Genomic DNA, 26320 nt, shown 5'->3' with positions numbered 1-26320 from the left:
TGTATTTAACTAAATTAAAAAGTACATCACCTATTTAAAGTGATGTACTCAACCATTCATTTATTTCAGAAAATATTTTTCAATATCATCTAACATTAAGTTTGCAGCTTTAATACCGCCTGCTGTATTCCAAATTACTTCATCCACTTGGAATACTTTATTGTCTTTAGAAGCCTGCAGCTGCTTAAAGAGTGGGTCTTCTGTCCATTCTTTTGCTAACGTGGTTCCTTCGTTATTCTTATCTGCATCTTTATCAGATGTGAAGTAGAATATGTAGTCCCCATCCATATTCGAAATTTGCTCTTTTGTAATTCCTTTTATCGCAAATTCATCTTTATCTTGTAGTGGTGGTCGCTTAAATCCAATATCATTTAAAACAGCACCTGAGAATGAGTTTTTCTGATAAATACGAACGTCACCTGGTACGAAGCGAATAATAGAAACTTTAGAATTCAATTTATCTCCTAACTTCTCTTTCATTCCTTCAATACGTTTTTTATAATCTTCAAGAGCCTTTTGCCCTTCTTTTTCTTTATTTACAGCTTTTGTATAGAGTGTAAAGTTTTCCTTCCAATCCCCGCGCAATGTTTCAGCGTATACAGTTGGCGCTATTTCGTTCAATTGCTCATATATTTTTTCATGACGCATTTTATTCCCGATAATTAAATCCGGCTTAAGCTTCATAACTGCCTCTAAATTAATATCACGCTCAGTTCCTACAACTTTCGTATCTTTTAAATCTTTCGCTAAATGAGGATACCATTCATCACCAGCACGTGGTTTTGTAGTTCCAACTGGCGTTACTCCAACAGCTAAAAGTGCCTCCGCACCCTCATTTGTTAAAACAACTACTTTTTTAGGTGTACCATTTACTGTTGTTTCACCCATTGTATGCTTTACAGTATACGAATCTTTTGCTTTAGCTGATGGATCATTTCCTTTTTTCTCTTCTTTGCTACACCCTGCGATTATTACCATAAGTATCATAATGCATAACATAAATATTTTTTTACTATGTACCATATGTCCCCCTAGATGAAATTGATTATCATTAACAATCAAAGGTTAATGTATGTAATATACATTTTAGATTCTATCCGCTATTCAAATGTTTATTTTTAAAATAAAGTATATAAGTATGAAAACAATAAACGTTCTTAAAATGCGTATCTACGTTATACATAAATACGCATTCATATTACATTATAAATTTATTTCCTAATATTGATTATATTTAATATATGATGGATCATTATACACCCACTGATTTCCACCAAGGTTCAACCAACCGTTTTGATTAATATATACTAAATAAGATTCCGGATTATTTAATTTACGAATAACTGAAGAAGATGTTGATGGACCACTTCTTAAATTCACATTTGTTCCTTGTATATATGCAACACCAATTGCGCTTCCATCACTATTGCTCGTCTTTACAAAATTAATATACGAAGGGTCATTATACACCCATTGTCCATTTCCTAAGTCTAACCATCCGTTACTTTCCTGATATACGACATACGATTCTGGGGCGTTTAGTTGACGAATAACTGAAGAAGACGTTGATGGGCCACTTCTTAAATCCACATTTTTCCCAAGTATATAGGCAATCCCCTTCGTTTGTGGGTTTGGAGGTTGTGGATTTGGAGGATTCGGATTTGGAGCTACTCCAAAAATAGCTGCTATTCCGTTTGCATACGCTTGGCTTAGATCTTCGATAAATTGTGGATTTTTCAATAAATTAGCATCAAACGTTGTATCAATAAAGGCAGTCTCTGTTAAAATTGCATCCATTGCAGTCTCTCTTAGTACCGCATAATTTGCTTTTTTGGCTCCTCGGTCACGAAGACCGTATTTTGTTAATACAGGATTGACTGCTGCATGCATCTTTTGTTGCTTTTCATATGCGGAACTACTATTAGATAGCGCGTTGTAAATATAACTTTCAAATCCAGTTCCACCGCCACTATTAATGTGAAATGAGATAAAATAATCTGCACCAAATGAATTAGCAATATTAGCACGTTCTGATAAAGAGATAAACACATCACTATCACGTGTCATTTTAATATTGATTGGATAATTTGCAGATAAAATATCTCGCACACGTCTAGCAATTTGAAGTGTTAACTCTTTTTCCACTAAACCATTACCAACAGCACCAGAATCATATCCACCATGCCCTGCGTCTATAACAAGTTTCATATATCTTTTTCGTTCCTTTCTTTATTGTAATAAGCTTTCATTTCTACTCGTCCTATTTTATGATAATTGTACAAGTTCCGTTACAAGTACAAATAAAAAACCCCCTTATGTAAGGCGGTTTCTATCGCTTTGCTTTAGCCAATTTAAAATGAATATATACGATTGATAATGGATGTAACGTATGCAAAATAAAAGAAATAAAAGAAATATCCCACCGCCGCTATATAGCAACCCAAACTTCAAAAAGATGTTCAAAAGAGGTGGGAAATACGTTATGTTTTGCAATACAAATAGCATACAAAACAAAATTAAAAATACGGGAATATATTGTAATTCATATGGTCTTCTCTTCTTATACATTCTTTTCCGAATAAAAGTCTGGCATAGTTCTGCTACTATAAAACAACCTCCAACTAATACAAGACCAGAAGTTATCGTCATACGTCCACCTACCTTATATTCATATCATCACCTAATCAATATTCACTATATTTTCTTTACATATATTCCATTTCCCTCAATAAAACCAGATCCCTCTATGAAAGATTTAGCTTGTTCCGTAAACATCTCTTGCAATACTTTTATTTCTTTCACATTTCTCTGTTTCATCATTTCTTCAAATGTAAAATACGTATTTGTCCCGTAGCCATAACCTTGATAATCAAAATGAATAATTAACTGTGACAAAATAGCACTCTCTTCTTGAACGCTATAATCTATTACACCAATATATGTATCATCAACTTTTACACAATACTGAACCTTTTTCTCATCTAAGGTGTGTGAGTGAAACATTTCTTTTACAGCGCTTTCATTTTCTGTATTTACTTTCTCGAACGTAATCATATGTTGTCCACCCTTTTACTATTATTGTATCAATAATAAATGCAATTTATGAAAAAAACCTTAAGATCGAATGCGACCTTAAGGTTTTTTATTACACTAAGCTATACGCACGCTTTGTTTCTTCGTGGAACTTATTCGTATCGTATTTATGCTCAACATAAATTTGATGCCATACCATAAACGCAAGTACAGTCCAAATTTTACGGCTATAATCGCCTTTATCTGCACAATGTGCTTCCAGTAAGTTTAATACATACTGTTTGTCGATTAAATGATCCGTTTTGCTTTCTTTAATAATATTTATAGCCCAATCGTGCATTTCATCTTTTAACCAGTGACGAATTGGTACTGGGAATCCAAGCTTTTTACGATCTAATACGTGATCTGGAACAATGCCACGTGCTGCTTCACGTAAAATAGCTTTCGTAGTTCCGTTAGCAATTTTAAATTCAGTCGGAATTTTAGATGCAACGTCAAATACTTCTTTATCTAAGAACGGTACACGAAGTTCTAATGAATTTGCCATCGTCATTTTATCAGCTTTTAATAAAATGTCGCCGCGTAACCATGTGAACATGTCAATGTACTGCATTTTACTTACATCATCATAATCTTTAATTTCGTTATACAATGGTTTCGTGATATCCATATAGTTAACACTTTCATCGTAATACTTCATTAATTCAGCTTTCTCTTCTTCACGGAAGATTTTCGCATTTCCATAGTAACGCTCTTCAATTGGCGTACATCCACGCTCTAAGAAGCTTTTTCCTTTAAACCCTTCTTTAAGAGCACCACTTAATGCCTTTAGAACACTCTTTCCTGGGCTAGGAATGTAAGAGAACATTTTTAACGAGTTTGGCTCACGATAAATGTTATATCCACCAAATAGCTCGTCTGCACCTTCACCAGAAAGAACAACCGTTACATGTTTACGCGCTTCTTTCGCAACGAAATACAATGGTACAGCTGCTGGATCCGCTAAAGGATCATCCATATGCCAAATGATTTTTGGGAACTCATCCATAAATTCTTGCGCTGTAATGAATACGTTATGGTTTTTAACTCCTAATTTCTCAGCAGTTTCTTTCGCAACATCAACTTCACTGAAACCGCGTTGTTCGAAACCAATAGAGAATGTTAATAGATTTGGATTCATTTCTCTTGCGATAGAAGCAATAATAGATGAATCGATACCACCAGATAAGAAAGAACCTACTGGTACATCACTACGCATATGTACTTTTACAGAATCGTATAATACATCACGAATTGCTTGGATATGCTCCTCTTTCGTTGCGCTTGAAGCGTTGAAATAAGGATTCCAGTAGCGATGGATTTCCATCTCTTTACCGATTTCTTTTACGAAGTAATGACCAGGCTCAATTTTGTTAACATCAATTGTTAATGTTTCTGGCTCTGGACCATATTGGTACGTAAAGTAGTGTTGTAGTGACTTTGGGTTTACCCCTTTGTCTTCCATTACATGCATAATACTTTTCTTCTCAGATGCGAAGAATGTAGTATCGCCTTGTTGTGCGATGTATAAAGGCTTAATACCGAAGTGGTCACGTGCACCGAAAAGTGTCTTTTCTTCACGATCCCAAATCATAAATGCGAACATACCACGAAGGTAGTCTACACATTTTTCTTTCATATGTGCATACAATGCAATGATAACTTCTGTATCAGATTGTGTAGCAAACGTTGCACCTTTTTCAAGTAACATTTCACGTAGTTCTACATAATTGTAAATTTCACCATTAAAAATAATTACATATCGATCATTTTCATAAGTTAACGGCTGATGTCCTGCCTCTAAGTCAATGATACTTAAACGGCGGAAGCCAAATTGTACATGTTCATCACGAAAATATCCTTCGTCATCTGGACCGCGGTGGAAAATCATCGTGTTCATATTTTCAAATTGATGTTTTTCTGTTTCTGAAAACTCTCTAGGGTTTTCACATAAACATCCTACAAAACCACACATACTTCTTACCCTCTTTCAGTTTTCATTCTGTCTCAATACTACTATATCAACCCTATTTATACTAGCATAATCAACTGAATATGGCGACCAAAAACTATAAAAAACTCACTCCATTTCACATTTTTAACATTTTTTTATGAAAACATGAAAACTAGGCACTCACCTTTCTCCGCTTTTGTCATATGATATTGCAAATTGATTTCTAGGAGGTAATACCATGAGTGAAGAAAAAAAAGATTCTTCTCGCCCACCAGTTCGTAATTATTTAAAACAAATTGATGATTTTTTCGAACAAACGCCTCTTCGTGGCGTAATTGCTGATTTAAATCATTTTTTCCAAAAAGGAAACCGTTTATTAACATTCCCAGTAGATTTATACGAAGTTGGTGACGAACTCGTCGTTACAGCCGAACTACCAGGTATACAAAAAGAACAAATTCAAATTGAAATACAAAGCGAATACTTAAAAGTCTCTGTAAAAGAAGATATACTTGAAGAGACGGAAGAAGAACAAACATCTCATAACTATTATCGCCGAGAACGTTCCATTTCAGAAGCGTCAAGAATTATTAAGTTACCATATTTAATTAATAAAAAAGCAACGAAAGCTTCTTATCAAAACGGTGTATTAGAAATTCGCGCACCGAAATTACCACAACAGCATGACATATTATCCATAGACTGAATACTAATAAAAGAAGGGTGCTTAGCACCCTTCTTTTTAATCAGCTAATCGCTTCATATCACGTATAATATCTTCGTATGGCGTATTGCTAATGCCACTATATTTTTTCATTACTTTTCCATTTTGATCGACTAAGAAAAATGATGTACCGTGTATTACTTGCCCATTCTCTGGTTTATCTACAAGCGATTGGAAGTTATCTTTTGAAAACTTTGTAATATCCTCCAGTGAATAACCTGTTAACAAGTTCCAATTACTTGTATCCTCTGTAAACTTTTGAATGAATGCTTTCAAATTTTCTGGTTTATCAAGTTCAGGGTCTACACTAAACGAAACAAACTGAACGTCTAATTTCTCTTCCTTAGCCATTTTCTGTAATTTCGCCATATTAGCAGTCATTGGCGGACAAACTGTTTGACAGTTTGTAAACATGAAATCAGCTACCCAAACTTTCCCTTTTAAATCTTTTGTACCAAACGGCTTTCCTTCTTGATTTGTAAATTGGAAAGTTTCCAAATCCCAGTTTAACGGTTTACGGAGTTTTGCCCCTGAACTGCTACAACCTGAAAGTACAAAGAGACAAAATACAACCATAAGACCAATTAACTTTTGATAACGCTTCATTATTAAACCTCTTTTCTCTATCCTTAATTTATGTAAGTTATGTATATCATAACAAAAGTAAACACTATGAGAAAATTGTTTACATCATTTGTTCACGAAATCGTACGAATTTACGTATGTTACTTCTTTATTTCAAGCGAATTACTAGACAAAATATATTTTACTACTATTATTTCTCTAACCATTATTTGCGAAACGAAGTTCATTGTTAAATTTGTAAATAAATTCCCTATTTTTTTACAATTACTTAAACATTAATCCATGTTAAACACTGTATTCCTTAACAACATTTCGGTACAATACAACTACAACGATTTTAAATGAGGTGATGTTCATGGCAAAGCGCTATGAAAATATGGATAATGCAAGTACAAAAAAATCAATTCGCTCCTTCTTACGTTGGCGTAAAGAGAGAAAGCAAAACAAAAAAGACTTTTCTTTTCTAGTAGAACAATCACCTGTTAAACAAAGTAAATTTCTACTAAATAACTTTGAAAAAACGACTGTCACATGGATTGGTCATTCAACTTTTCTCATTCAAACGAACGGCTTAAATATTTTAACAGATCCAGTATGGGCAAATAAATTAAAGTTAGTTCCACGACTTACTGAGCCAGGGCTCACTATAAAAGAACTACCTAAAATCGATATCGTTCTTATTTCACACGGTCATTACGATCATTTAGACTTTTCATCTCTTCGTCAACTAAATGATGATACCTTATACCTTGTTCCTATTGGGCTAAAAAAATTATTTACTCGTAAAAAATTCACCAATGTAGAAGAATACAACTGGTGGGAAAGTACAACAATTGATGAAGTCTCTTTTCACTTCGTACCTGCCCAGCACTGGACGAGAAGAACATTATTTGATATGAACACCTCTCACTGGGGAGGATGGATCATTGATAATATGACTTCTTCAGAAACCATTTATTTTTGTGGTGATAGTGGTTATTTCCAAGGATTTAAAGAAATCGGCAAACGTTTTTCAATCGATATTGCACTTATGCCAATTGGTGCCTATGAACCAGAATGGTTTATGAAAGTGTCTCACGTTTCACCAGAAGAAGCTGTGCAAGCGTATCTAGATATAAAAGCTACACATTTCATTCCCATGCACTACGGTACTTTTTCTTTAGCAGATGAAACACCAAGGGAAGCAGTAACACGACTACGAAATAACTGGAATTTACGAATGCTACCGTGGGAACAGCTACATGTTCTCTTTTTAGGTCAAACTTTCACTTATAGCCCTATTGTCCCAGTTAAAGAACCAGCAAAAATCACAGAAACTTCTCATGTATAATAGTACTAATTTTTGCCAGTAATTTATCATATACTTTAAAAAATTGAAAAGGGTGTTTTCCATGAAAGATTATTTACAGACTCGCTATATAATTAGCGGTAGCGCCTGTATTGCCCTTCTCATTTCTTATTTTCTGTCCTGAAATAATAAAAAAGCTACTTGAAAATTCATTTCAAGTAGCTTTTTTATTACTCTGCTAAATACATAAAACCAATTGCTCCTGGTCCTGTATGAGTACTGATAACTGGTGTTGTATAGAAAATCTCTGATTGAGTGAATCCATTCACTTTTTCAACAGCAGCTTTTACACTTTCTGCTAAAGGAATTGCTTTAGCATGTGGAATCGCAACAGCTTTCACCACTTTTCCAGCAGTATCTTCCTCGAATAGTTTAGCCAACGTTTTTACAATCTGCCCTTGGCTACGTACTTTCGTTACCGGATTATATACGCCGCCTTCTAAACTTGCAATTGGTTTAATATTAAGTAAAGAACCAATAAGTGCCTTACCTTTACCGATGCGTCCACCTTTTACTAAGTTTTCTAATGTATCTACGACAACATATAAACGAGTATTCTTTCTTACTTCATCAATACGTTTTAAAATATCTTCTAGTGAGCATTCTTCTTTTGCCATTTTTGCCGCTTCAATTACTTGATATGCTAAAGCATGTGTAATAAATTGAGAATCAACAACTGTTACTTTTGTATCTGTCATTGATGCAGCGCTATTCGCTGTTGCGACAGTACCGCTCATTCCACCTGTCATATGAATGGAAAGTACTTCACTTCCATCTTCGCCTAGCTTGTCATACATTTCTACAAATGTACCCATAGCCGGTTGTGATGTTTTTGGTAATTCTTCTGATTTAATCATTTCTTCAATAAATTCATCCGGTTGTAAATCAACGCGATCTAAGTATGTTTGTCCATTTACAGAAATAGATAATGGTAAAACATGAATATCATACTTCTCAATTATATCTTTTGATAAATCTGCCGTTGAATCTGTTACAATTTTAATTTTTTGCATATTATATTCTTCCCTTTCCAATACGCTCTCCCTGTTATTATACTAGCATTCCCGATGCTTTCAACAATTTCGAATGAATTTCACCAAATTAATTATATTTTTATACCTAAAATAAAAAAGACAGAGCCTATCTAACTCTGTCCCTGCTGTATATTATGCATTCTTTTCAAGAGTATTTGTCTTATATACATTTGAATAATCATTCCACTTCAAACAACTTTGTAAATATTCACGGAAAGAGTACGAGAATCTTGGGTTTTTATGTTTTTGAATTTTCGCAATAAACAATTGAAGACGAGACTGAATTAGAAACGCTAATGGATGCTGTGTTTGTAGGACAGGGATTTCAAATATTTTAATACAATTCCCTGTTGCATGAGTGAAATAAAAACTTTTCGTAATCACAATATCAATCCTCTTTTTCGTTGGATTTTTGAACTTCCTCCACTTTATTCTTTAACACGTTTTTTAGTGTAGGTTTCCTATGAATACTAAAATATCCTTAAGCTGCCCCATTTAGAAGTTAATACTTCATTTATATCCACCTAATTCGAACCCTGTCCTATATATCCTTTGAGACGGGAGTCTTATTACCCATATATAGCTTGATAACTTCAGTATAAACTTATAAAAATGAAAAGTTTGTCTAAATTTTGGAGATTCTATAATTTTTTCCTTCTATATATTGTATACAATTATAGCTAGAGTATAACAAATAAATTAAAAAGTGCCTTTATAACGAGGCACTTTTCGACTGTATTTCTTCTCTTTTCTGTTTTCGTTTACTAACTATCTTTGATAAAGCGATACTGATTTCATAAATACAAATAAGCGGTACCGCTACTAAACTATGTGATAAAAAATCTGGCGGCGATATACATGATGCAATTATAATCAACACGACATAAGCATATCTTCTTATTTTCTGAAGAAATTCTGCCGTTAGAAGACCTATACTCGTTAAAAACATAACAACTACAGGTAATTCAAATATAACAGCAAACGGAACTGTTAAATTTAATACGAAATGAAAATATTTTTCCGTTGTAAACATCGTATTAAACATCTCATTACCAATTGTAGTTAGGAAATGAAATAAAAATGGCATGACGATAAAATAACCGAAAGATAGGCCTGCTATAAATAATATAGACAATACCGGTATATACATTAATGTCATTTTTTGTTCATTGGGATGTAAACCTGGTTTTACAAATAACCAAATTTGTATCGCAGCAAAAGGAATTGTACAAACGATAGCAAATACTGTAGCAATCGAGAAAAAAATCCACAACACATCACTTGGACCGAGAACAGTTAATTTCATTGGTAAATCTTTTACAAGCCAAAAATAAATATCCTTCGTAAAAGTAAATCCAATAATTAAAAATAATACAAAGGATAATACTGTATATATTACTCGTTTGCGAAGCTCAACAATATGTTCTACTACGCTCATTTCCCGATCTTCCATCTCGTTCACCACACTTTATTTATCCATTCCGAGAAAAACTTCAGCATATTCTTTTATTTATTTATTTTTTTCTTTCTCTTGAAATGCCTCATCAGTCAATTCTTTTGTTGATTTTTTAAATTCTTTTAACGTTTCCCCTAAAGCTTTCCCAATTTCCGGTAACTTTTTTGGGCCAAATAAAATTAACACTGCTACTAAAATTAAAATTAACCCTGGAAAGCCAATATTTGAAAACATTTCCCCATCCCCTTCATAAGTAGATTCCTTGTCCTACTATTCCATAAGTTCATTTTGTCAAAAAATTTCGCAAACGTCAATGTATCCGTTGTCTTTTGTCAAAAAAATTCGAAAATATAATCAATTGAATATCATTTTCTATTCCTTTTGTATATGATATGGTTAAGGAAAATATAACTTATCTCAATACAGTGAAAGGAATTAACATTATGACGCAAAAAATTAAAAGAATGACCCAATTTGTAAAAGAAGAAATTGCGAATGCAATTACCCATGGTATCGGTGCCATTTTAAGCATCCCTGCCTTAATCATATTAATTATTCATGCTTCCAAACATGGCACAGCATCTGCTGTTGTTGGTTTTACCGTTTATGGCGTAAGCATGTTCCTACTATACTTATTTTCTACACTGCTACATAGTATCCATCATCCAAAAGTAGAAAAGTTATTTACCATTTTAGATCACTCCGCCATATATTTATTAATTGCCGGCACGTATACACCATTTCTACTCATTACACTGCGTGGCCCGCTCGGTTGGACTTTACTCGCAATTATTTGGACCCTTGCGATTGGTGGAATTATTTTCAAAATCTTCTTTGTTCGTCGCTTTATTAAAACATCAACATTATGTTATATCATTATGGGTTGGCTCATCATCGTTGCCATTAAACCCCTTTATGAAAATTTAACCGGTCACGGCTTCTCACTACTATTAATAGGCGGCATTTTGTATTCTATCGGAGCTATATTCTTCCTTTGGGAAAAGCTTCCGTTCAATCATGCCATTTGGCATCTCTTCGTACTAGGCGGTAGTACAATGATGTTTTTCTGCGTACTGTTTTATGTCTTACCCGCAGCATAAAAAAAGTTTCAGCTTGTTTAAGCTGAAACTTTTTTTATTACTTATGTAATTGAGATGCAATAATATCTTTTGTATGCTGGGTTAACTCTTTAGCATCCATATTTGCATATTCTTCAGGTGTAATTGGCTTAGAAATCGTTACTGTTGCATGAGCTGGTTTCATACGATTTCCATTCGCTTCAAACATTTTATATGTACCATCTAACGTTACAGGTAAGATTGCTACACCAGATTTTACTGCTAGGTGAAAACTACCCGCTTTAAACTCTCCAATTTCGCCACCCTTACTTCTCGTTCCTTCAGGGAAAATTACGATAGAATGTCCATTCTTTAATAGTTCAATTCCATCTTTAATTGCCTTAAGAGATTGACGGCGATCGCTGCGGTCCATGAACACACAATTCATTAGTTCCATCCATGTTGGTACAACCGGAAACTTTTTAATTTCCGCTTTTGAAACGAATCCAATTGGCTTATTTAAGTAACCTAGTAAAACAGGAATATCCATATTACTTTGATGATTACTTACAACTAGCACCGGCTTGTCTTTTGGAACATTTTCAAGTCCCTTTACTTCTACAGTCGATCCAGTTACACCCACCATTTTCTTACCAAACCAGTTTGTTGTTTTATACACAACACTATCTTTTTCTTGCGGTGACATCGCATTTGCTTTTCTTTTTATACGCCACAACCTTGGTGTAATCGCAATTACGATTAAAATTAAATAAAAGATTTTAAAAAACGTTTGAATCATACAGAACCCCCACCTATTATCATTCCGACCTTCATTATACTAGACAAACGAAGGAAAAAGAAGAAAAAATGTCCAAACAACAAGTGTTTGGACATTTTGAAGTTTTCTATATTAGAAACGTTTTGCTAATTCGCGTGCACTTGCAATTGCTGCTTCTTTAATGTCTTGTGCTTTTTCAGGATTTGCATTCATTCCTTCAACTGCAATATATTCAGTGTCTGATACACCCATGAATCCTAATACCGCATTTAAGTGATTGCGACCGAAGTCCATAGATGCGTATGCTCCTTCAGAGTAAACGCCGCCTGTAGCTTGAATATGAAGTGCTTTTTTGCCTTCTAGTAAGCCAACTGGACCATTTTCAGTATATTTGAATGTTTTACCTGCGATTGATAAGTTATCTAAGTATGCTTTCACTACTGCTGGGTAGCTGAAGTTCCACATTGGAGTCACGAATACATAACGATCTGCATGCATAAATGTTTCTAAGTTATTGTTCATTGCTGCAACTTTTTGTTGCTGATTTTCACTTAAAGTTTCGAATCCTTCGCCTGCTGCAAATTTCCCCCAAGCAGCGAATACGTCTGCATCGATTGCTGGTACAGTTGTATTGAATAAATCAATTGTTACAACTTCGTCTTGTGGATGTTCGTTTTTATATGCTTCGATGAAAGCTTCTCCTACTGCCATACCGAAAGAACCTTCTGCTGAATTTGGATTTGCTGTAATAAATAGTACTTTTGTCATTGTATTATCTCCCTTTTTTAAATTTATCTTTAGTTTGAGATTTATTATTTTATAGTAAATAACTTACCTTATGTAAGTATAATACAAAAAGTTTTAATGACTGTCAATAAAAATAGCTACTTTTTTTTCGTAAGTTAATAAGTTATATTATTTCAGTTAGTTTTTGTATATAAATATTAAGGTTTTAATCAAATAAAAGACTATCTCCATATTTCATGGAGATAGTCTTCTTCAATTATTACTTTTGAAAAACATGTTTCACTTTTTCAGCCGGAATATTACTTCCACCTCTACCTTTTACATCTTCAATCATCATTGTAATGACCATATCAGGTGAATTTAAATCAAACGCAGCGAACCAACCTAGTTCTTTTCCTTCTGCCTCTTTTGATACTTTTAATTCTGCTGTTCCTGTTTTACCAGCAAGAGTCATACCATCAATTTTCGCAATTTTCCCCGTACCATCTGGATCGTTAATTACTTTCGTTAAAGCCGTTTTCAATATATCTTGATTTTCTTTAGAAATCACGTTCTCTTTCCAAGTTTTTGGTTGTTTATCTGTTTTAATAAGATACGGTGACGGAATCTTTCCATCATTTACAATCGGTGCATAAGTTAAAGCTAAATGAAGAGGAGTCATTAAGACTTGTCCTTGTCCATATCCTGTATCTGCCATTTGAATATCATTTTTCATGCCATCATTTGCGATTTTAGAAGCTGGGAATCCGTATTCAATTGGTAATTTCTCATCAAATCCGAATTTTTTCGCCTCAGCCATAAATTTATCTTTTCCAATTTTCAAAGCTTCTTGTGCGAAATAAATATTATCCGAGTACTTCATTGCCTTATCAAAATCAATCGGATTTGCATCTTTTACACGTGTTACGTAATAATTGCCCCAAGAAGAATCTTTCGTCCATTTCAGTCCTTCTATTTTCAATTCTTCTTTTGGATCGATTGTTTTTGTTTCAAGACCAATTGCACCTGTAATTGGCTTAAATACAGAACCTGGTACCGATAATTGTGTAAATCGATTCGTCATCGGTTTTTTCGGGTCATTATTCCAAGCCTCGCGTTGTGCTTTTGATGTTCCTCGTGCAATTAAATTAGGATTATAAGCTGGACTACTTACAAGAGCAATTGTTTCTCCACTTTTCGGATTAATTGCCGCACTTGAACCAGCTTCTCCCTTCATTTCATTATACGTTTTTTCTTGAACAACACTATCGATAGTTAAAGTTACATTTTCTCCATCAACAGCATCTGTTTTCGCTAAATTTTTAATTTCTTTTCCTTGTGCATCTTCCATGAAGACACGGCCACCTTTTTTCCCGCGTAGCTGTTCTTCCAATACTTGCTCTAATCCAGCTTTACCAACTGGATCATCGGCTTGATAGCCTTTCTTTTGAAGCGTTTTTAAATCTTCAGCATTTACCTTTCCGATATAACCAGTTAAATGAGCTGCCGCTTCCCCTAACGGATATGTACGAACATTTACTGGTTTTGTTGAAACACCTGGTAAATCGATGTACGTATTTTGCGTTGCCCCATCAGGTAAAATTCCAATTGGTACGAGATACCCTGGTTTTACCCATTTAGCAGCTAGTTTTTGATCAATTTCTTCTACAGACATATTTAACAACTTCGCTACTGTTTCTTTCGTTTGCGGAGCAGTAGCGTCTAATTTTTCTGGAACGATTCCGATCTCAGAAGCTTTCCCATTCGTCGCAAGACCTTTTCCATTACGATCGTAAACTTCACCACGTTTTGGTTGCGTCGTTTGCATACGCACTTTACTATCTTTTGTCATGCCAGGGAAAATAAAATCAGGAGTCCAATCTATTTTCCAAGATTCTTTATCTCCATCTTTTTCTTTCACCATTTTTGCTTCATGGCCAAAAGAGATATTACCACCAACTGTATCCATACTTACTTTAAAAGGAACAGGGCCATTCTCTTTCTTATCCTCTTTTACTTCGCCAGTCTCTACTTTTAAGTTTTTCACTTCTATACCTGCATAAATTTTTTCATATTTCTCTGTGAAATCTTTTTTAGAAATATTCTTTTTTGCATTTTCTGATAATTGATCATACATATCAGCAAATTTTTTCTTATTCCATGCTTTTGCATATGTATCAAACGCTTCTTGTGGTTTTTCTTCTTTACCGCATCCGACTAGCATTAATGCAAAGCAAAGAAAAAGAATCCCCCATATTTTTCTCAACCGATTCTCCTCCTCTTTCTATATGAATACTTTTGAAAATTTTAGCATTTTTCACATGCTACCTTTCATTATAGCACTATTGAATATCATCTATAAACTTACATTTATAAATACAAATAAAAAAATTGATGCGAATACTCACATCAATTTTTATTATTATTGTTGTTTCTCGTATACATGGTAATAATACGTATACGGATTTTTTTCATCCGTTAAACCTTTTTCTACAAAAATCTCTTTCCAATTTGTCATATCCATTTCTGGGAAGAATGTGTCCCCTTCAAATGCGTGGTGGATTTTTGTTATATATAACTTGTCTACATAAGGTAAAAAGAGATCATAAATTTGCGCTCCGCCAAAAATAAAAATCTCTTCTTCATTTTTACATAGTTCAAACACTTCCTCTACAGTATGAGCTACTTCGCAGCCTTCTACATGATACCCTTCATTACGAGTTACAATAATATTACGTCTTCCAGGCAATGGTCTACCAATTGCTTCATAGTTCTTTCTCCCCATAATAAGTGGGTGACCCATCGTCGTTTTCTTTACATACTGTAATTCACTCGGTAAACGCCAAGGTAAGTTATTATCTTTACCAATTACTCTATTCTCGTCCATTGCGACCATAAATGAAACAATCATCTTGTCATCTCCTCTACAATTACACTGCAACCGGTGCTTTAATTGCTGGGTGCGGATCATATCCTTCAATCGTTAAATCTTCCATTTCAAAATCAAACACAGATTTTACATCTGGATTTAATGTAAGTTTCGGGAATGGACGTGGTTCACGTGCCAATTGCTTTTCTACTTGTTCAAAATGATTTGTATAAATGTGTGCATCTCCAATTGTATGAACAAATTCTCCTACTTCAAGACCACATTCATGTGCAATTAAATGTGTTAAAAGTGAATAGCTTGCAATGTTAAATGGAATGCCAAGGAATATGTCACCGCTTCTCTGATATAACTGACAAGAAAGCTTTCCATCTGCTACATAAAACTGGAATAGCGTATGACAAGGCGGTAAAGCCATACTTGGTACATCTTCAGGATTCCAAGCAGAAACAATTAGCCGGCGTGAATCTGGTGTTTTCTTAATCATTTCAATTACATCTTTTAATTGATCAAGTGTCTCACCAGCTGTCGTTTTCCAAGCACGCCATTGCTTTCCGTATACGTCTCCTAAATATCCAAATTTCGTTGAGAATTCATCGTCTTCTAAAACGTTCTTTTTAAACAATTCCATTTGCTCATCGTATTGCTTCTTAAATTCCTCATCTTGTTGTGAGCGAAGACCGAAATCTGTCATATCAGGGCCAGTATACTCATCGCTTTCTACCCAGCTCTTAAACGCCCATTCATTCCAAATATTATTATTATGTTGCAATAAATAGCGAATATTTGTATCACCTTTCATAAACCAAAGCAGCTCACTTGCTACTAGGCGAAATGGCACTCTCTTTGTCGTTAATAGAGGAAATCCTTTACTTAAATCGAAACGCATTTGATATCCAAATACAGATACAGTACCTGTCCCTGTACGATCTTCTTTCTTCGTACCGTGCTCCATTACATGACGGCATAAATTTAAGTATTCATATTCAACATGTTTCATATGTAGAAAAACCTTCTTTCAATCGTATATGAGATTTATCATAACATGAAAAACATCGAATTTAATAATCCAAATTAATAAAAATTCTTTCAATATTTCTTACAAAATTATTAACTTTCAATATTAAAAAAGGTTTTCACTTTTCTATTACAGAAAGTATAGTGCGGAACATAAAATTTATATTTGGAGGTTGGAAGCATGTCTAAAATCAAAACTCCTGTTTTAAGTACGTTACAACATAAGGTTGAGAAGATGATGAAGGATTTACACGTTCCTGGAGCGGCTGTAGCTGTTATAAAAGATGGTGAGGTAATTATTTCAGAAGGTTTCGGCTATCGTAACATAGAGAAAAAAGAGGCTGTTACTCCGCAGACACGATTCGCAATCGGTTCTGCGACGAAAGCATTCGGTACGCTTTCATTAAGCTTATTAGCACAGCAAAAAAAGTTTAATTGGGATACTCCTGTCCAAACTTACGTACCTAACTTCTCTCTATCCGATATGCTCGCTAACTCGCAAGTTACAGGACGAGATTTAGCTTCTCATCGTACTGGGGTAAGTCGTCACGATGCTCTTTGGTACAGTTCTTCCTTAACTCGAAAAGGTCTTGTTGAAAAAATAAAGCATTTATCACTTGATGCACCGTTCCGCACAGCATTTCTTTATAACAACTTAATGTATGCGACAATTAGTTATATTGTGGAAAATATTACAAATCAAACGTGGGAGCAATACGTTGCAGAACATATTTTAGAACCTTTAAATATGAGGCATACAAACTTCTCTGTTACAGACTCACAAAATACAGATGATTATGCTTTACCTTATATTGAAAATGACGGTGAAATAAAAGAAATTCCATTCCGAAATATCGATACAGTTGGAGCGGCTGGATGTATTAACTCTACCATCGAAGATATGGCAAAATGGGTTTTGCTTCATTTAAACGAAGGAAGCACAGGAAATCATGATTTGATTTCTACTGAACTACTCCAAGACATGTATACACCGCATACTCCAATTCCAGATCAGCCAATGTTATCAACGAGTGAATCTCCATTAAATAGCTATGGACTCGGTTGGTTTATTAGTGCTTACCGCGGTTATAAAATGATTCATCACGGCGGTAATATTGATGGGTTTTCTGCACTTGCATCATTTATGCCAAACGAAAATATTGGTATTATCGTACTAACAAATTCTGGACAAACTTTACTTCCTACTTATATTACAAAGCATATTTACGATGAACTTCTCGGACTAGAATATATCGACTGGCATGAACGCGCTGTAGAAGATAGTGAAAAAATGAAAGAAATGATGAAAGAGGCAACTACATCACTTCCCGAACCAATAAAAGGGACTATCCCTTCTCATGCATTAGATGACTACACTGGAACTTTTGAGCATCCCGCTTATGGAACACTGAAAGTATACAAACAAGATGATTTCCTACATGTACAATTTATGGATATGGAATTTCAGCTAAAACATCATCATTACAACATCTTCTCAGCATCAATTAGTTTGTTCCAAATGAAAATGGGGCTTTTATTCGCTTATGATATGAATGTAAATGGTGAATTCCCGACTCTTCAATTACACGTACCTGCAACTTTAAGTACTCAGCCTCTTACATTTACGAAAATTAAATAACAAAATAATAGAGGGAAGATTACTCTTCCCTCTATTATTTTGCAATCAGAAATTCACCTTGCAACCTATAATCCTATTATTGAATTTAACAAATAAAATGAGGATAACCCAAATGCTAAATTATTTATCGTTTTCTGACAGAAGACTCCTTCCTCAAAAATGTGAAGGTGTGAAACACCAATTTTAGGTGGGAGATGAATGTCAGTAGGCGTAAGCCTACGTTTTTTTGTATACTGTAGATATACGATGAAAAAGTGAGGTGCAACCTATGTTAGTAAATAAAGCATATAAATTTCGTATCTACCCGAATAAGAAACAAGAAATATTAATTGCTAAAACAATCGGTTGCAGTCGCTTTGTATTTAACTATTTCCTTGCTCTTTGGAATGATACGTATAAAGAAGCAACAGGATACGATTTGTTTAAAAGAAGTAGATAGTATCGCTCTTCAATCCACATTAAAAAACCTCGCAGATGCTTTTTCACGTTTTTTCAAGAAACAGAATGATATGCCTCGATTCAAGTCTAAAAAGAATACAGTTCAATCCTACACAACTAAGCAAACAAACGGAAATATTGGAATTGTAGGCAACACAATAAAATTACCGAAACTTGGCCTTGTTCGCTTTGCTAAAAGTCGTGAAGTAGAAGGGCGTATCTTGCATGCAACGATTCGTCGTAACCCAAGTGGTAAATACTTTGTATCTATCCATATAAATTTTTTCAAACACATAAAAACAGTAACTGAAATAGCGACTCCAACTGTAACATCTGAAGCAAAATGGGCTCCTACCACAATACGACTCATTGGTACTAGTATCTTATTAGTTGGTTCATATAAACTATTGGATATTTGTAAGTCTGTAAATGCAAAGATACATAGTAAAATAGCGAAGCTGGAAATTAATATCACTTTTCTATTTCCCATTATTTCTCCTACTTTCCACTATGCTTAAATATAAAATTCCCCATCTCAATTGCTAAATCTTCACTTTGGGGATAAACACCTACATTATCTCCATAAGCGTGCCCTAAACCACGATAAAGGACTGTTTCAGTATCCACTCCTTTTTTAGTCAATTTAGCTGCATACGCTAAACATTCTATCATTAAAAAATCATGCTCTCCTACCGTAATAAATGTACTTGGATAGTCTGGGGATACATCAACATATGGACTTAAATACTTCGAATGAATTTCTTTCGTACCAAGTACTTCTGACATACCTCCAACCATTGAATGCATTATATTAAGCATTTTTTCTAATCCTTTTTTATACTTAGGAGCAATTTCATATTTATCTATACTCCAAGAATAAAATTCATCTTCATAGTCACACATATTAAGTGTAGGATACAAAAGCAACTGTCCCTTCACGTACTTCCTACCATCTTCCATATCTTTAGTTGTACAATACTGTGTTAAGTTCCCTCCTGCACTATCACCTGCCACAAAGATATTATTCTTATCCCCGCCTAATGTATCAGCATTTTCATAAATCCACTTTAAAGTAGTGTAGCAATCTGTATGCCCAGTTGGAAAAGGATTTTCCGGAGCTAATCGATAATCCACAGAAACGGCTAGTATATCTGTTTTTTCTACTATCAATTTCACAAGTTCTTCTACTACATCTGGTGATCCTGCCATAAATCCACCACCATGAATAAAGTATAAAACTGGCGCATTCTCTTGTTTAGAAACACTGTTATAAATTCTTATCGGAATATCATATCCATCTTCCGCTTTCACTGTTTTATGCGTAATATTAACGTCTTTAGTGACAATTGGAACACTCTTAATTCCATTAAATTGTTTTCGCATATTCCTTACCGATTTTTCAGAAGCGTCCATTTTCATCATATTTTTAGGCATAAACCTCATTACATTCATTTGAACCTTCGTGTCCTTATAAAGACGTGGATCCATCGCTCCTTTTTCATCACAATCTGGTATGTTTTTTACTAAAACTTTCGCCCCCTGTACATTAATGATTTCTTGTTTTTCTTGAATTTTTTCTAATAGGTTTAAGTCATATTTTCTAGTCATCTAGTATTCATCCCCTCTTATTTTAAACGCTTTCATTTCTTCAGATTAGATAAATCTCTATTGAATCTCACTTCGTTTACTATTACTAAATAAAAAACGTTCCATGTACAAAATGTAACATGAAACGTTTTTTTATTGTTGTTCATATTTGATTCGATTATTGTCATTTTTTGATATGATATTTTTCCTATACTGTAATGGTGTATATCCGTATTTTTCTTTAAACTGTGAAATAAATGATTTTACATTTGGAAATCCGTGTTTCACTGCTATATCTTGTATAGAATTTGTACTATTAATAATATCTTCATACGCTTTATAGAGCCTGTATCTCGTTAAAAAAGTGGTGAAATTTGATCCGAACGATTTTTTGAACATACGGGAAAAATGTTCTTCACTTACAAAAAAATGTTTAGCTACATCTTTCAGTTTAAGTTCTTCATCATAATGTTTATAAATATACGTAATCATTTCTTTCTGTTTATTTCCAAGTTGATAATTATTGTCTATACTCTCTCCATCTTTGCAATATCGCAATAGAATATAAACAATTTCATAAATTAAACTATTAATTTTTATGTAACTTAAATCATCAGAATTTGTGACTAACTCCTTTAATTCATAAAATATTTGCTGGAGGTTCGTTTTCTGAACAACTGATTCTTTTATATTAAATCTATATTTATCAAAATCTCCATTTACCTCTTTAAGAAATTCATAAGAAATAATTAACATCATTACTGCACAACTTGTATTTTCAACTTTTTCGAATTCATGAACATCTCCACTATTCACAAAAATAAATTCGCCAGCGGATACTTTCTTTTTTTGCCCATTCACATACAAGAAAACCTCTCCATATACGACTAGGCTAATTTCAATACTTCTATGCCAGTGAGGAGGAATATAATAGTGAAAACCAGTAGGTAACATTGTGTCCTCTATATATTCAACCATTCCTGGAATTCTATCGCGTACTTTTATTTCTTCATATTTACCTTGCCTGATTTTCAATAGTCCACCCCCTTTTTATATTATAAAGTGAAACTTTAATCAGTGGGGATTTTGTTCATCCCCACTGATTATTAGCCTTCACCAATCGGGCGTTTACGGGCAGCCCGACTCCCACCTAACTCCTTTGCTCAAGCCAAATTTTGAGGTGGGAGTTTTACTGCCCGACAAATAGCGGGATAAAGTAGACGTCAAGGTTTTCATTCCTTCATAAAAAAACTACATATATATTATGTAAAGAGACCGTCTCATGAGTTATTTACAAATAGCAGGTGTGAGATTCCCCACCTGCTATCCTTATTTTTTATTCATCATTTCACTATCAAACCAGATTGGCTTTAATAACTCAAAGTTTTTATGATCCTCTAAAACTATAGTAAGGCGCTCTAACGTATCATCTAACATATGCGGTGCTGCTCGTAAGCTCCAGACAACTGATGAGAAAACTGTCATGCCAACGTACACCGCATATAATTTCCAGAACTCCTCTGGAATTCTACCATTAAAGTATCCTTCTATTTGTCCGATTGAATACGGGATACTAATGTCTCTTGCAAATAATGCAATTTTCACGAAATCATGAAGTGGGTCACCCCAATCATAGCCATTAAAATCAACAACACCTACATATTTCCCATCCCGCACAATTATATTTTCTAAATGAAAATCATCGTGTTGAAATCGATTTGGGCGATTTTGTACATACATTTCATTATCATCTATAAACTTTATGATTTTATCATCATTTTTTATTTTTATTCCACATGTTTTATATGCCTCTAAATATTTTCGATGTTTTTTCATTGCTCTTTCATACCATGGAAGCATATCCTTAGGAGCTTCATATGTATGCATTTTTGCTAAATCTTTTCCTGCCTCTATACCAATATTATATTGTTCTTTTGGTGAATACGTAGGCAATAGCTTCTTCGCATCTTCCCCTTCTAAATATGAAAAAATGCCATAGCATAAACCTTCTTCTGCCAACAAACCCATTTCAATTGGTTTTTGTGCTTGCACACTACGTTTTTGCATTTCATTTAAAATTTGAAACTCTATTTTCTTTCTTTCATACTCTTTTATATCGCCTGTCCGTAACAAATACTTTTCATCTTCAATAGTCGTAATGATATATTTTTTATCAGGAGAGAAACCTTTAGAGATTTCTTCAATATTTGCTGCATCTTTTACTATTTGTATATTGCTTTGCCGTGCTGTAATTGTCTTCATGTTTATTCCCCTTACATTTCTACATTTGGTGTATACGCTACTTCTATAATAAATCCATTCGGATTGTAAAAAGTAATAGACTCATCTAAATTCGCTATCCCAAATTCAATATGATGAATACCTTATCGAAGTATATTCATATTAAGAATGTGCGCCCTGTACAACTTGTACAATTTCCATCGGCGTATTGACCATAAAATCTGGTTCATCTTTTTCTACTGTTTCAATGACATCATATCCCCAAGATACCCAAATTACATTCACACCAGCCTTTTTACACGCTGCTACGTCTCGCTGTTCATCACCAACGTATAACATATCTTGTTCTGTTAGCTTTTTCGACTTTAAAAATCTTTTAATCATTTTATCTTTACCAAACAAATTTTTAGAACAATACACTTCTTGAATATTTTCTATGCCATTACTATGTAAAAATGCCCTAATATGCTCTTCTGAGTTCGAAGATATAATCGCAATCCCGTAGCCTTTTTTATGTAGTTCATCTAATACATCTTTCATCCCATCGAATAAAACGAGATCTTTTATGGTAGGTTGATATAATTTATAAAACTCTAACGCCAATATAGGAAGTTTATAAAGTGGTACATCGAGTTTTTTACATCTTTCAGAAATAGTCAATTTTCGTAAAGGCTCAATTCCTTCCTCACTCACTGTCTTATATCCATGCTTTTCAGCAAGTTGATTATAGATTGGTACAAATATATTTTGTGAATCTACTAATGTGCCATCAAAGTCAAAAACGATATATTTTTGCATCCCCATACTCCCTTTTTTCTTTTTTCCTAAACATATGATGTTATTCAACAACATAAATGTCGTATCCTTTCATAAAGAAAAAAAGAACAAGATTTTCTCTCGTTCTTTTTAAGACAACCATTTCGGCGGTACATTCGTATTCCAATAAATATTTCCTAACTCATGGTGTCCTGAATATCCATCATCAAAACGATGATAGTGGAAATTAAAATAATATCCATCTTGCGGTGGATGATCTCTCCTCACATGAAATCGCAGTAAGTCATTTCCTGATTTCGTGTCATAAACATGAAAAATCTTTTCATTATTTCCACCAGCTGGTTTTTGAGAAATCGCTAATGATTGTAACGATTCTTCTGGCACATCATTTGCAAGTTCCGCAATTGCCTCTTCAATTTTAGGTAATACAACATCTTTAAATTCATCTTCAATTACAGGCCCAATTTTAGAGCCGAATTTTTGCATAGATTGCTTCTCTGCTTCTTGCATCGCATAGTTAACAAAAGTATCGGTGGTTAACCTATCATTTGTTTCTTCATATGTATAGGACGTACTCTCCAAATTTTGTTGCCCAGCTGTGCTCGTAGGCTTGTCCGCAGCTTTGGCATTATCAAGTAATATGGAAGGAGGCGTCACTAAACCAAACGTAAATACGGTAATTAATGCGACTAAGGTTTTTCTAAACCAATTTGGCATTTATGTTCCCTCCCCTTTCACTCATTATATTTTATATAACGGTTGTTTCTTCTATTATACAAAATGATTGTAATTTTTGCACTTTACAATTTTGTTAACGTTCACATATTTTTCACTTGAATATGAAATTGTAAGATTTCATACACTATAAATACAACAACAATGAGGGGGCAATCAGATGACTTTAGATGTCGTGTACTCAGCCGCAAGCATACTCCTTTTAGTATATTTTATTTACCAGTGTGTTACAGACTAGAAAAAGAGCCATTTCCGGCTCTTTTTCTATGGTAAAAATACAATCCAACCAATGAATACTATAAAAATAACCCCAATAATTATTGCTGGCAATAAATAAAACTGTGAGAGAATGACTGTTCCGTACATAAATACGACTGGAAGGAGCAAATAACGATCCGCCTTCCACCTTAATAATAGTAATTCTCCTTCATCACAATATAAATGAAGAAACATTTTTTTCGTAAATTCATTCCAATAATCGCGCGCATAACGAGAAATTCCAACTAAAGCAAATGCAAGAATAATAGCTGCAATCCACCTCGGACTCATGATAATACTGACAGTGCTTATACATACAATTTGAATATAAAATATTCGTGCACTACTTGTACGGAAAAATTCTTTTAAAAAGGATTCAACAATACGAGAATCCTTTTTCTTCCCTAAAAACTTTTTAGAACGAGGAAACATCCACGGTTTTTTATTCGAACTACTCGGTTTAGCCGCATGACCACCAACTTGCATAATCCCACTCGTCCAGCGCATACTTTCTTCTTTCTCTTTCTCAACTTCTTTAAAAAAGCAATTTTTATAATTTAGTTTTTCTTTTATCAATACGATAATTAGAAAAACTGCTAGACCTATACATAGTATAGAATAAAAGGAATTTTTATAAATAAGAAACAGACTCACTCCAAAAAAGGATAGACTTATAGAAAATATTACATTTTTTATAATCCATAGTAGCCATCGTTTCCCCACGCGTACATGAATAAACCTCGTTAACAACGACAACATACATCGGAATACCGTAAAGAATAGCCAAAATAATACGACTTGTACCTTCGTCACTCCAATACTTTTCATCAACACCGGTAACATAGCAACTACTACCACTACATTCGTTATCGCTATTCGAATAAACGTATATATCATGCCATACTGGATTAACTTTTGCATGTGAGAAGGGTACGAAATTAAAAATAAACTATCCGCTTGTTCAAAAAATGAACGAACTCCTCTTGAATATGTAATCACATAAAATGCGAGTAGGCCTAATCCGAAATAAACCGTCTCTCCCATCGATAGTTCTTCCATCCATAGTGAACGGTAATAAATCCCTATAAATATAAGTGCTGGAATAATTATATATAGCGCAACTGTCCAATCGGTTATAGAACGTATGGACTTCCATTTCCGCTGGAGTTCATGGCGCAATCTTTTATAAAATTGTTGTTTAATCATGCTGTTCACGCCTTACGATTACATCAAAACAGTCTAACAATGAACTCCCTGGCATTTCTGCTAACGTTTGAATTGCCTCTAAATGGCCATCTGCGACTAATGTACCTTTTGAGATGAGTAAAAATCTTTCACAAATTCTTTCAGCAGTATCTAATACGTGCGTACAAAGCAAAATCCCTGCGCCGCGTTCTTTTTCTTTATATAAATAACTTAAAAACTCTTTCGTAGCTACTGGATCTAAGCCGATAAAAGGTTCGTCAATTATATAAAAATCCGGTTCTGTTAAAAACGCTAATATAAGCATCGATTTTTGTTTCATACCTTTAGAAAATTTTGATAAATACTCATGTTTATGTTTATCCATTCGAAACATATGTAATAAATCTTCAGCTTTCCTTTCCCAGCCTCCTACTTCGTTCTCGCGAGCAGCCATTAATAATTCAATATGTTCCCAGAGCGTCAAATAATCATAATATGTCGGATGTTCCGGCACGTATGCATAAGGATTTTTCTTTTCACCAAATGATATTTCACCATTCATATTTACAAGTAAACCGAGCATCGTTTTAATCGTCGTACTCTTCCCAGCGCCATTCGCACCAATCAGTGCAACTAATTCCCCTTGTTCAATCGAAAAAGCAATATCATGAATTGTCTTTTCCCCTATATCATATCCAGCAGAGCGGATATTCACTTCTAACATACATTCCCCTTCTTTCCATTTCCAATACAATCAAGGAAAAGAATAACATATAACTATCTATATATCATTATAAAATATTTATCTTCGTAGCAGGAAT

Annotated in this window: 26 protein-coding genes and 2 pseudogenes; 5 read left to right on the top strand and 23 right to left on the bottom strand. The window is 34.0% G+C overall.

The window, feature by feature from the left end:
- Positions 1–60: 60 nt before the first annotated feature.
- From ABH959_RS03780 to asnB, 5 genes are all read right to left on the bottom strand, one after another.
- A complete protein-coding gene (locus ABH959_RS03780; protein WP_113937783.1) occupies positions 61–1023 on the bottom strand; it encodes an ABC transporter substrate-binding protein in 963 nt (320 codons plus the stop codon).
- 195 nt (positions 1024–1218) lie between these two features.
- Positions 1219–2208 carry an N-acetylmuramoyl-L-alanine amidase gene (locus tag ABH959_RS03775; protein WP_113937782.1) on the bottom strand — a complete coding sequence of 330 codons (990 nt, stop codon included), beginning with the start codon at positions 2206–2208 and terminating at the stop codon, positions 1219–1221.
- 105 nt (positions 2209–2313) lie between these two features.
- Positions 2314–2649: a hypothetical protein gene (locus tag ABH959_RS03770; protein WP_012260872.1), complete on the bottom strand. Its 336-nt coding sequence runs from the start codon at positions 2647–2649 to the stop codon at positions 2314–2316.
- Between the two features lie 45 nt (positions 2650–2694).
- Positions 2695–3054, bottom strand: a complete 360-nt coding sequence (locus tag ABH959_RS03765; protein WP_404492296.1) for a GNAT family N-acetyltransferase — start codon at positions 3052–3054, stop codon at positions 2695–2697.
- A gap of 91 nt (positions 3055–3145) precedes the next feature.
- On the bottom strand, positions 3146–5047 hold the full coding sequence (gene asnB / locus ABH959_RS03760) for an asparagine synthase (glutamine-hydrolyzing) (protein ID WP_002085865.1): 1902 nt from the start codon (positions 5045–5047) through the stop codon (positions 3146–3148).
- Between the two features lie 217 nt (positions 5048–5264).
- On the opposite strand from asnB, the gene ABH959_RS03755 reads away from it, so the two are divergent.
- Complete coding sequence (locus ABH959_RS03755) at positions 5265–5732, top strand: Hsp20/alpha crystallin family protein (RefSeq protein WP_002012708.1); 468 nt, start codon at positions 5265–5267, stop codon at positions 5730–5732.
- 36 nt (positions 5733–5768) lie between these two features.
- Here the strand turns inward: ABH959_RS03755 and ABH959_RS03750 are convergent, their stop codons facing one another.
- On the bottom strand, positions 5769–6356 hold the full coding sequence (locus ABH959_RS03750; RefSeq protein WP_063219615.1) for an SCO family protein: 588 nt from the start codon (positions 6354–6356) through the stop codon (positions 5769–5771).
- A 334-nt stretch (positions 6357–6690) separates the two neighbouring features.
- Here ABH959_RS03750 and ABH959_RS03745 point away from each other — a divergent pair, with 334 nt between their 5' ends.
- Positions 6691–7665: an MBL fold metallo-hydrolase gene (locus ABH959_RS03745; RefSeq protein ID WP_404492295.1), complete on the top strand. Its 975-nt coding sequence runs from the start codon at positions 6691–6693 to the stop codon at positions 7663–7665.
- 188 nt (positions 7666–7853) lie between these two features.
- On the opposite strand, the gene ABH959_RS03740 is transcribed toward ABH959_RS03745, so the two are convergent.
- The 4 genes from ABH959_RS03740 to ABH959_RS03725 all read right to left on the bottom strand — a co-directional run bounded on the left by ABH959_RS03740 (position 7854) and on the right by ABH959_RS03725 (position 10407).
- On the bottom strand, positions 7854–8696 hold the full coding sequence (locus ABH959_RS03740; RefSeq protein ID WP_033707617.1) for a DegV family protein: 843 nt from the start codon (positions 8694–8696) through the stop codon (positions 7854–7856).
- Between the two features lie 153 nt (positions 8697–8849).
- On the bottom strand, positions 8850–9101 hold the full coding sequence (locus tag ABH959_RS03735; RefSeq protein WP_002012715.1) for a DUF2535 family protein: 252 nt from the start codon (positions 9099–9101) through the stop codon (positions 8850–8852).
- A 328-nt stretch (positions 9102–9429) separates the two neighbouring features.
- Entirely contained in the window at positions 9430–10170 is a 741-nt protein-coding gene (gene tatC, locus ABH959_RS03730) for a twin-arginine translocase subunit TatC (protein ID WP_033708120.1), read from the bottom strand.
- A gap of 57 nt (positions 10171–10227) precedes the next feature.
- Positions 10228–10407: a twin-arginine translocase TatA/TatE family subunit gene (locus ABH959_RS03725; RefSeq protein WP_002012719.1), complete on the bottom strand. Its 180-nt coding sequence runs from the start codon at positions 10405–10407 to the stop codon at positions 10228–10230.
- A gap of 209 nt (positions 10408–10616) precedes the next feature.
- Here ABH959_RS03725 and trhA point away from each other — a divergent pair, with 209 nt between their 5' ends.
- Entirely contained in the window at positions 10617–11273 is a 657-nt protein-coding gene (gene trhA, locus ABH959_RS03720) for a PAQR family membrane homeostasis protein TrhA (RefSeq protein ID WP_113937779.1), read from the top strand.
- 37 nt (positions 11274–11310) lie between these two features.
- Here trhA and ABH959_RS03715 read toward each other — a convergent pair whose 3' ends face one another.
- The 5 genes from ABH959_RS03715 to ABH959_RS03695 all read right to left on the bottom strand — a co-directional run bounded on the left by ABH959_RS03715 (position 11311) and on the right by ABH959_RS03695 (position 16622).
- Positions 11311–12030, bottom strand: a complete 720-nt coding sequence (locus ABH959_RS03715) for a lysophospholipid acyltransferase family protein (protein WP_404492294.1) — start codon at positions 12028–12030, stop codon at positions 11311–11313.
- A 111-nt stretch (positions 12031–12141) separates the two neighbouring features.
- Entirely contained in the window at positions 12142–12777 is a 636-nt protein-coding gene (locus ABH959_RS03710) for an FMN-dependent NADH-azoreductase (protein ID WP_002141626.1), read from the bottom strand.
- A 238-nt stretch (positions 12778–13015) separates the two neighbouring features.
- On the bottom strand, positions 13016–15001 hold the full coding sequence (gene pbpC / locus ABH959_RS03705) for a penicillin-binding protein 3 (protein ID WP_113937777.1): 1986 nt from the start codon (positions 14999–15001) through the stop codon (positions 13016–13018).
- Positions 15002–15157: 156 nt separating this feature from the next.
- Positions 15158–15646, bottom strand: a complete 489-nt coding sequence (locus ABH959_RS03700; RefSeq protein WP_000637202.1) for a dihydrofolate reductase — start codon at positions 15644–15646, stop codon at positions 15158–15160.
- 19 nt (positions 15647–15665) lie between these two features.
- Positions 15666–16622, bottom strand: a complete 957-nt coding sequence (locus tag ABH959_RS03695) for a thymidylate synthase (protein WP_113937776.1) — start codon at positions 16620–16622, stop codon at positions 15666–15668.
- 198 nt (positions 16623–16820) lie between these two features.
- Here ABH959_RS03695 and ABH959_RS03690 point away from each other — a divergent pair, with 198 nt between their 5' ends.
- Together ABH959_RS03690 and ABH959_RS03685 are read left to right on the top strand one after the other, a co-directional pair.
- The gene (locus ABH959_RS03690) at positions 16821–18278 is read left to right on the top strand and encodes a serine hydrolase (RefSeq protein WP_113937775.1); all 1458 of its coding nucleotides are present in this window, start codon (positions 16821–16823) and stop codon (positions 18276–18278) included.
- Positions 18279–18546: 268 nt separating this feature from the next.
- Positions 18547–18994 (top strand): annotated as a pseudogene (locus tag ABH959_RS03685) (helix-turn-helix domain-containing protein); the annotation flags it as partial.
- A gap of 220 nt (positions 18995–19214) precedes the next feature.
- Here the strand turns inward: ABH959_RS03685 and ABH959_RS03680 are convergent.
- The 8 genes and pseudogenes from ABH959_RS03680 to ABH959_RS03645 all read right to left on the bottom strand — a co-directional run bounded on the left by ABH959_RS03680 (position 19215) and on the right by ABH959_RS03645 (position 26223).
- Positions 19215–20324, bottom strand: a complete 1110-nt coding sequence (locus ABH959_RS03680; RefSeq protein WP_113937774.1) for an alpha/beta hydrolase — start codon at positions 20322–20324, stop codon at positions 19215–19217.
- A 132-nt stretch (positions 20325–20456) separates the two neighbouring features.
- The gene (locus ABH959_RS03675; protein ID WP_113937773.1) at positions 20457–21338 is read right to left on the bottom strand and encodes an AraC family transcriptional regulator; all 882 of its coding nucleotides are present in this window, start codon (positions 21336–21338) and stop codon (positions 20457–20459) included.
- Between the two features lie 294 nt (positions 21339–21632).
- Positions 21633–22565, bottom strand: coding sequence for an aminoglycoside phosphotransferase family protein (locus ABH959_RS03670; RefSeq protein WP_002136078.1), 933 nt, complete (start codon positions 22563–22565; stop codon positions 21633–21635).
- Between the two features lie 29 nt (positions 22566–22594).
- Positions 22595–22684: pseudogene (locus ABH959_RS03665) on the bottom strand (aminoglycoside phosphotransferase); the annotation flags it as partial.
- A 22-nt stretch (positions 22685–22706) separates the two neighbouring features.
- Positions 22707–23342 (bottom strand): HAD family hydrolase, encoded by a 636-nt coding sequence (locus ABH959_RS03660; protein WP_181777944.1) that lies wholly within the window; start codon positions 23340–23342, stop codon positions 22707–22709.
- A 108-nt stretch (positions 23343–23450) separates the two neighbouring features.
- Entirely contained in the window at positions 23451–24038 is a 588-nt protein-coding gene (locus tag ABH959_RS03655; RefSeq protein ID WP_002012605.1) for a YpjP family protein, read from the bottom strand.
- A gap of 282 nt (positions 24039–24320) precedes the next feature.
- A complete protein-coding gene (locus ABH959_RS03650) occupies positions 24321–25520 on the bottom strand; it encodes an ABC transporter permease (RefSeq protein ID WP_113937771.1) in 1200 nt (399 codons plus the stop codon).
- The gene (locus tag ABH959_RS03645) at positions 25513–26223 is read right to left on the bottom strand and encodes an ABC transporter ATP-binding protein (protein ID WP_113937770.1); all 711 of its coding nucleotides are present in this window, start codon (positions 26221–26223) and stop codon (positions 25513–25515) included. The genes ABH959_RS03650 and ABH959_RS03645 overlap by 8 nt, the downstream gene beginning before the upstream one ends.
- Between the last annotated feature and the right edge of the window lie 97 nt (positions 26224–26320).

The organism is Bacillus sp. RC51, from assembly GCF_044908115.1.
GTDB lineage: Bacteria > Bacillota > Bacilli > Bacillales > Bacillaceae_G > Bacillus_A > Bacillus_A mycoides.
Note: the sequence above shows the minus strand (reverse complement) of the source record. Positions and strands in the feature narration are given on the sequence as shown.

Coding starts and splice junctions, on each gene's coding strand:
- ABH959_RS03780 (WP_113937783.1), bottom strand. CDS start 1,023: ATGGTACATAGTAAAAAAATATTTATGTTATGCATTATGATACTTATG.
- ABH959_RS03775 (WP_113937782.1), bottom strand. CDS start 2,208: ATGAAACTTGTTATAGACGCAGGGCATGGTGGATATGATTCTGGTGCT.
- ABH959_RS03770 (WP_012260872.1), bottom strand. CDS start 2,649: ATGACGATAACTTCTGGTCTTGTATTAGTTGGAGGTTGTTTTATAGTA.
- ABH959_RS03765 (WP_404492296.1), bottom strand. CDS start 3,054: ATGATTACGTTCGAGAAAGTAAATACAGAAAATGAAAGCGCTGTAAAA.
- asnB (WP_002085865.1), bottom strand. CDS start 5,047: ATGTGTGGTTTTGTAGGATGTTTATGTGAAAACCCTAGAGAGTTTTCA.
- ABH959_RS03755 (WP_002012708.1), top strand. CDS start 5,265: ATGAGTGAAGAAAAAAAAGATTCTTCTCGCCCACCAGTTCGTAATTAT.
- ABH959_RS03750 (WP_063219615.1), bottom strand. CDS start 6,356: ATGAAGCGTTATCAAAAGTTAATTGGTCTTATGGTTGTATTTTGTCTC.
- ABH959_RS03745 (WP_404492295.1), top strand. CDS start 6,691: ATGGCAAAGCGCTATGAAAATATGGATAATGCAAGTACAAAAAAATCA.
- ABH959_RS03740 (WP_033707617.1), bottom strand. CDS start 8,696: ATGCAAAAAATTAAAATTGTAACAGATTCAACGGCAGATTTATCAAAA.
- tatC (WP_033708120.1), bottom strand. CDS start 10,170: ATGGAAGATCGGGAAATGAGCGTAGTAGAACATATTGTTGAGCTTCGC.
- ABH959_RS03725 (WP_002012719.1), bottom strand. CDS start 10,407: ATGTTTTCAAATATTGGCTTTCCAGGGTTAATTTTAATTTTAGTAGCA.
- trhA (WP_113937779.1), top strand. CDS start 10,617: ATGACGCAAAAAATTAAAAGAATGACCCAATTTGTAAAAGAAGAAATT.
- ABH959_RS03715 (WP_404492294.1), bottom strand. CDS start 12,030: ATGATTCAAACGTTTTTTAAAATCTTTTATTTAATTTTAATCGTAATT.
- ABH959_RS03710 (WP_002141626.1), bottom strand. CDS start 12,777: ATGACAAAAGTACTATTTATTACAGCAAATCCAAATTCAGCAGAAGGT.
- ABH959_RS03700 (WP_000637202.1), bottom strand. CDS start 15,646: ATGATTGTTTCATTTATGGTCGCAATGGACGAGAATAGAGTAATTGGT.
- ABH959_RS03695 (WP_113937776.1), bottom strand. CDS start 16,622: ATGAAACATGTTGAATATGAATACTTAAATTTATGCCGTCATGTAATG.
- ABH959_RS03690 (WP_113937775.1), top strand. CDS start 16,821: ATGTCTAAAATCAAAACTCCTGTTTTAAGTACGTTACAACATAAGGTT.
- ABH959_RS03680 (WP_113937774.1), bottom strand. CDS start 20,324: ATGACTAGAAAATATGACTTAAACCTATTAGAAAAAATTCAAGAAAAA.
- ABH959_RS03670 (WP_002136078.1), bottom strand. CDS start 22,565: ATGAAGACAATTACAGCACGGCAAAGCAATATACAAATAGTAAAAGAT.
- ABH959_RS03660 (WP_181777944.1), bottom strand. CDS start 23,342: ATGCAAAAATATATCGTTTTTGACTTTGATGGCACATTAGTAGATTCA.
- ABH959_RS03655 (WP_002012605.1), bottom strand. CDS start 24,038: ATGCCAAATTGGTTTAGAAAAACCTTAGTCGCATTAATTACCGTATTT.
- ABH959_RS03650 (WP_113937771.1), bottom strand. CDS start 25,520: ATGATTAAACAACAATTTTATAAAAGATTGCGCCATGAACTCCAGCGG.
- ABH959_RS03645 (WP_113937770.1), bottom strand. CDS start 26,223: ATGTTAGAAGTGAATATCCGCTCTGCTGGATATGATATAGGGGAAAAG.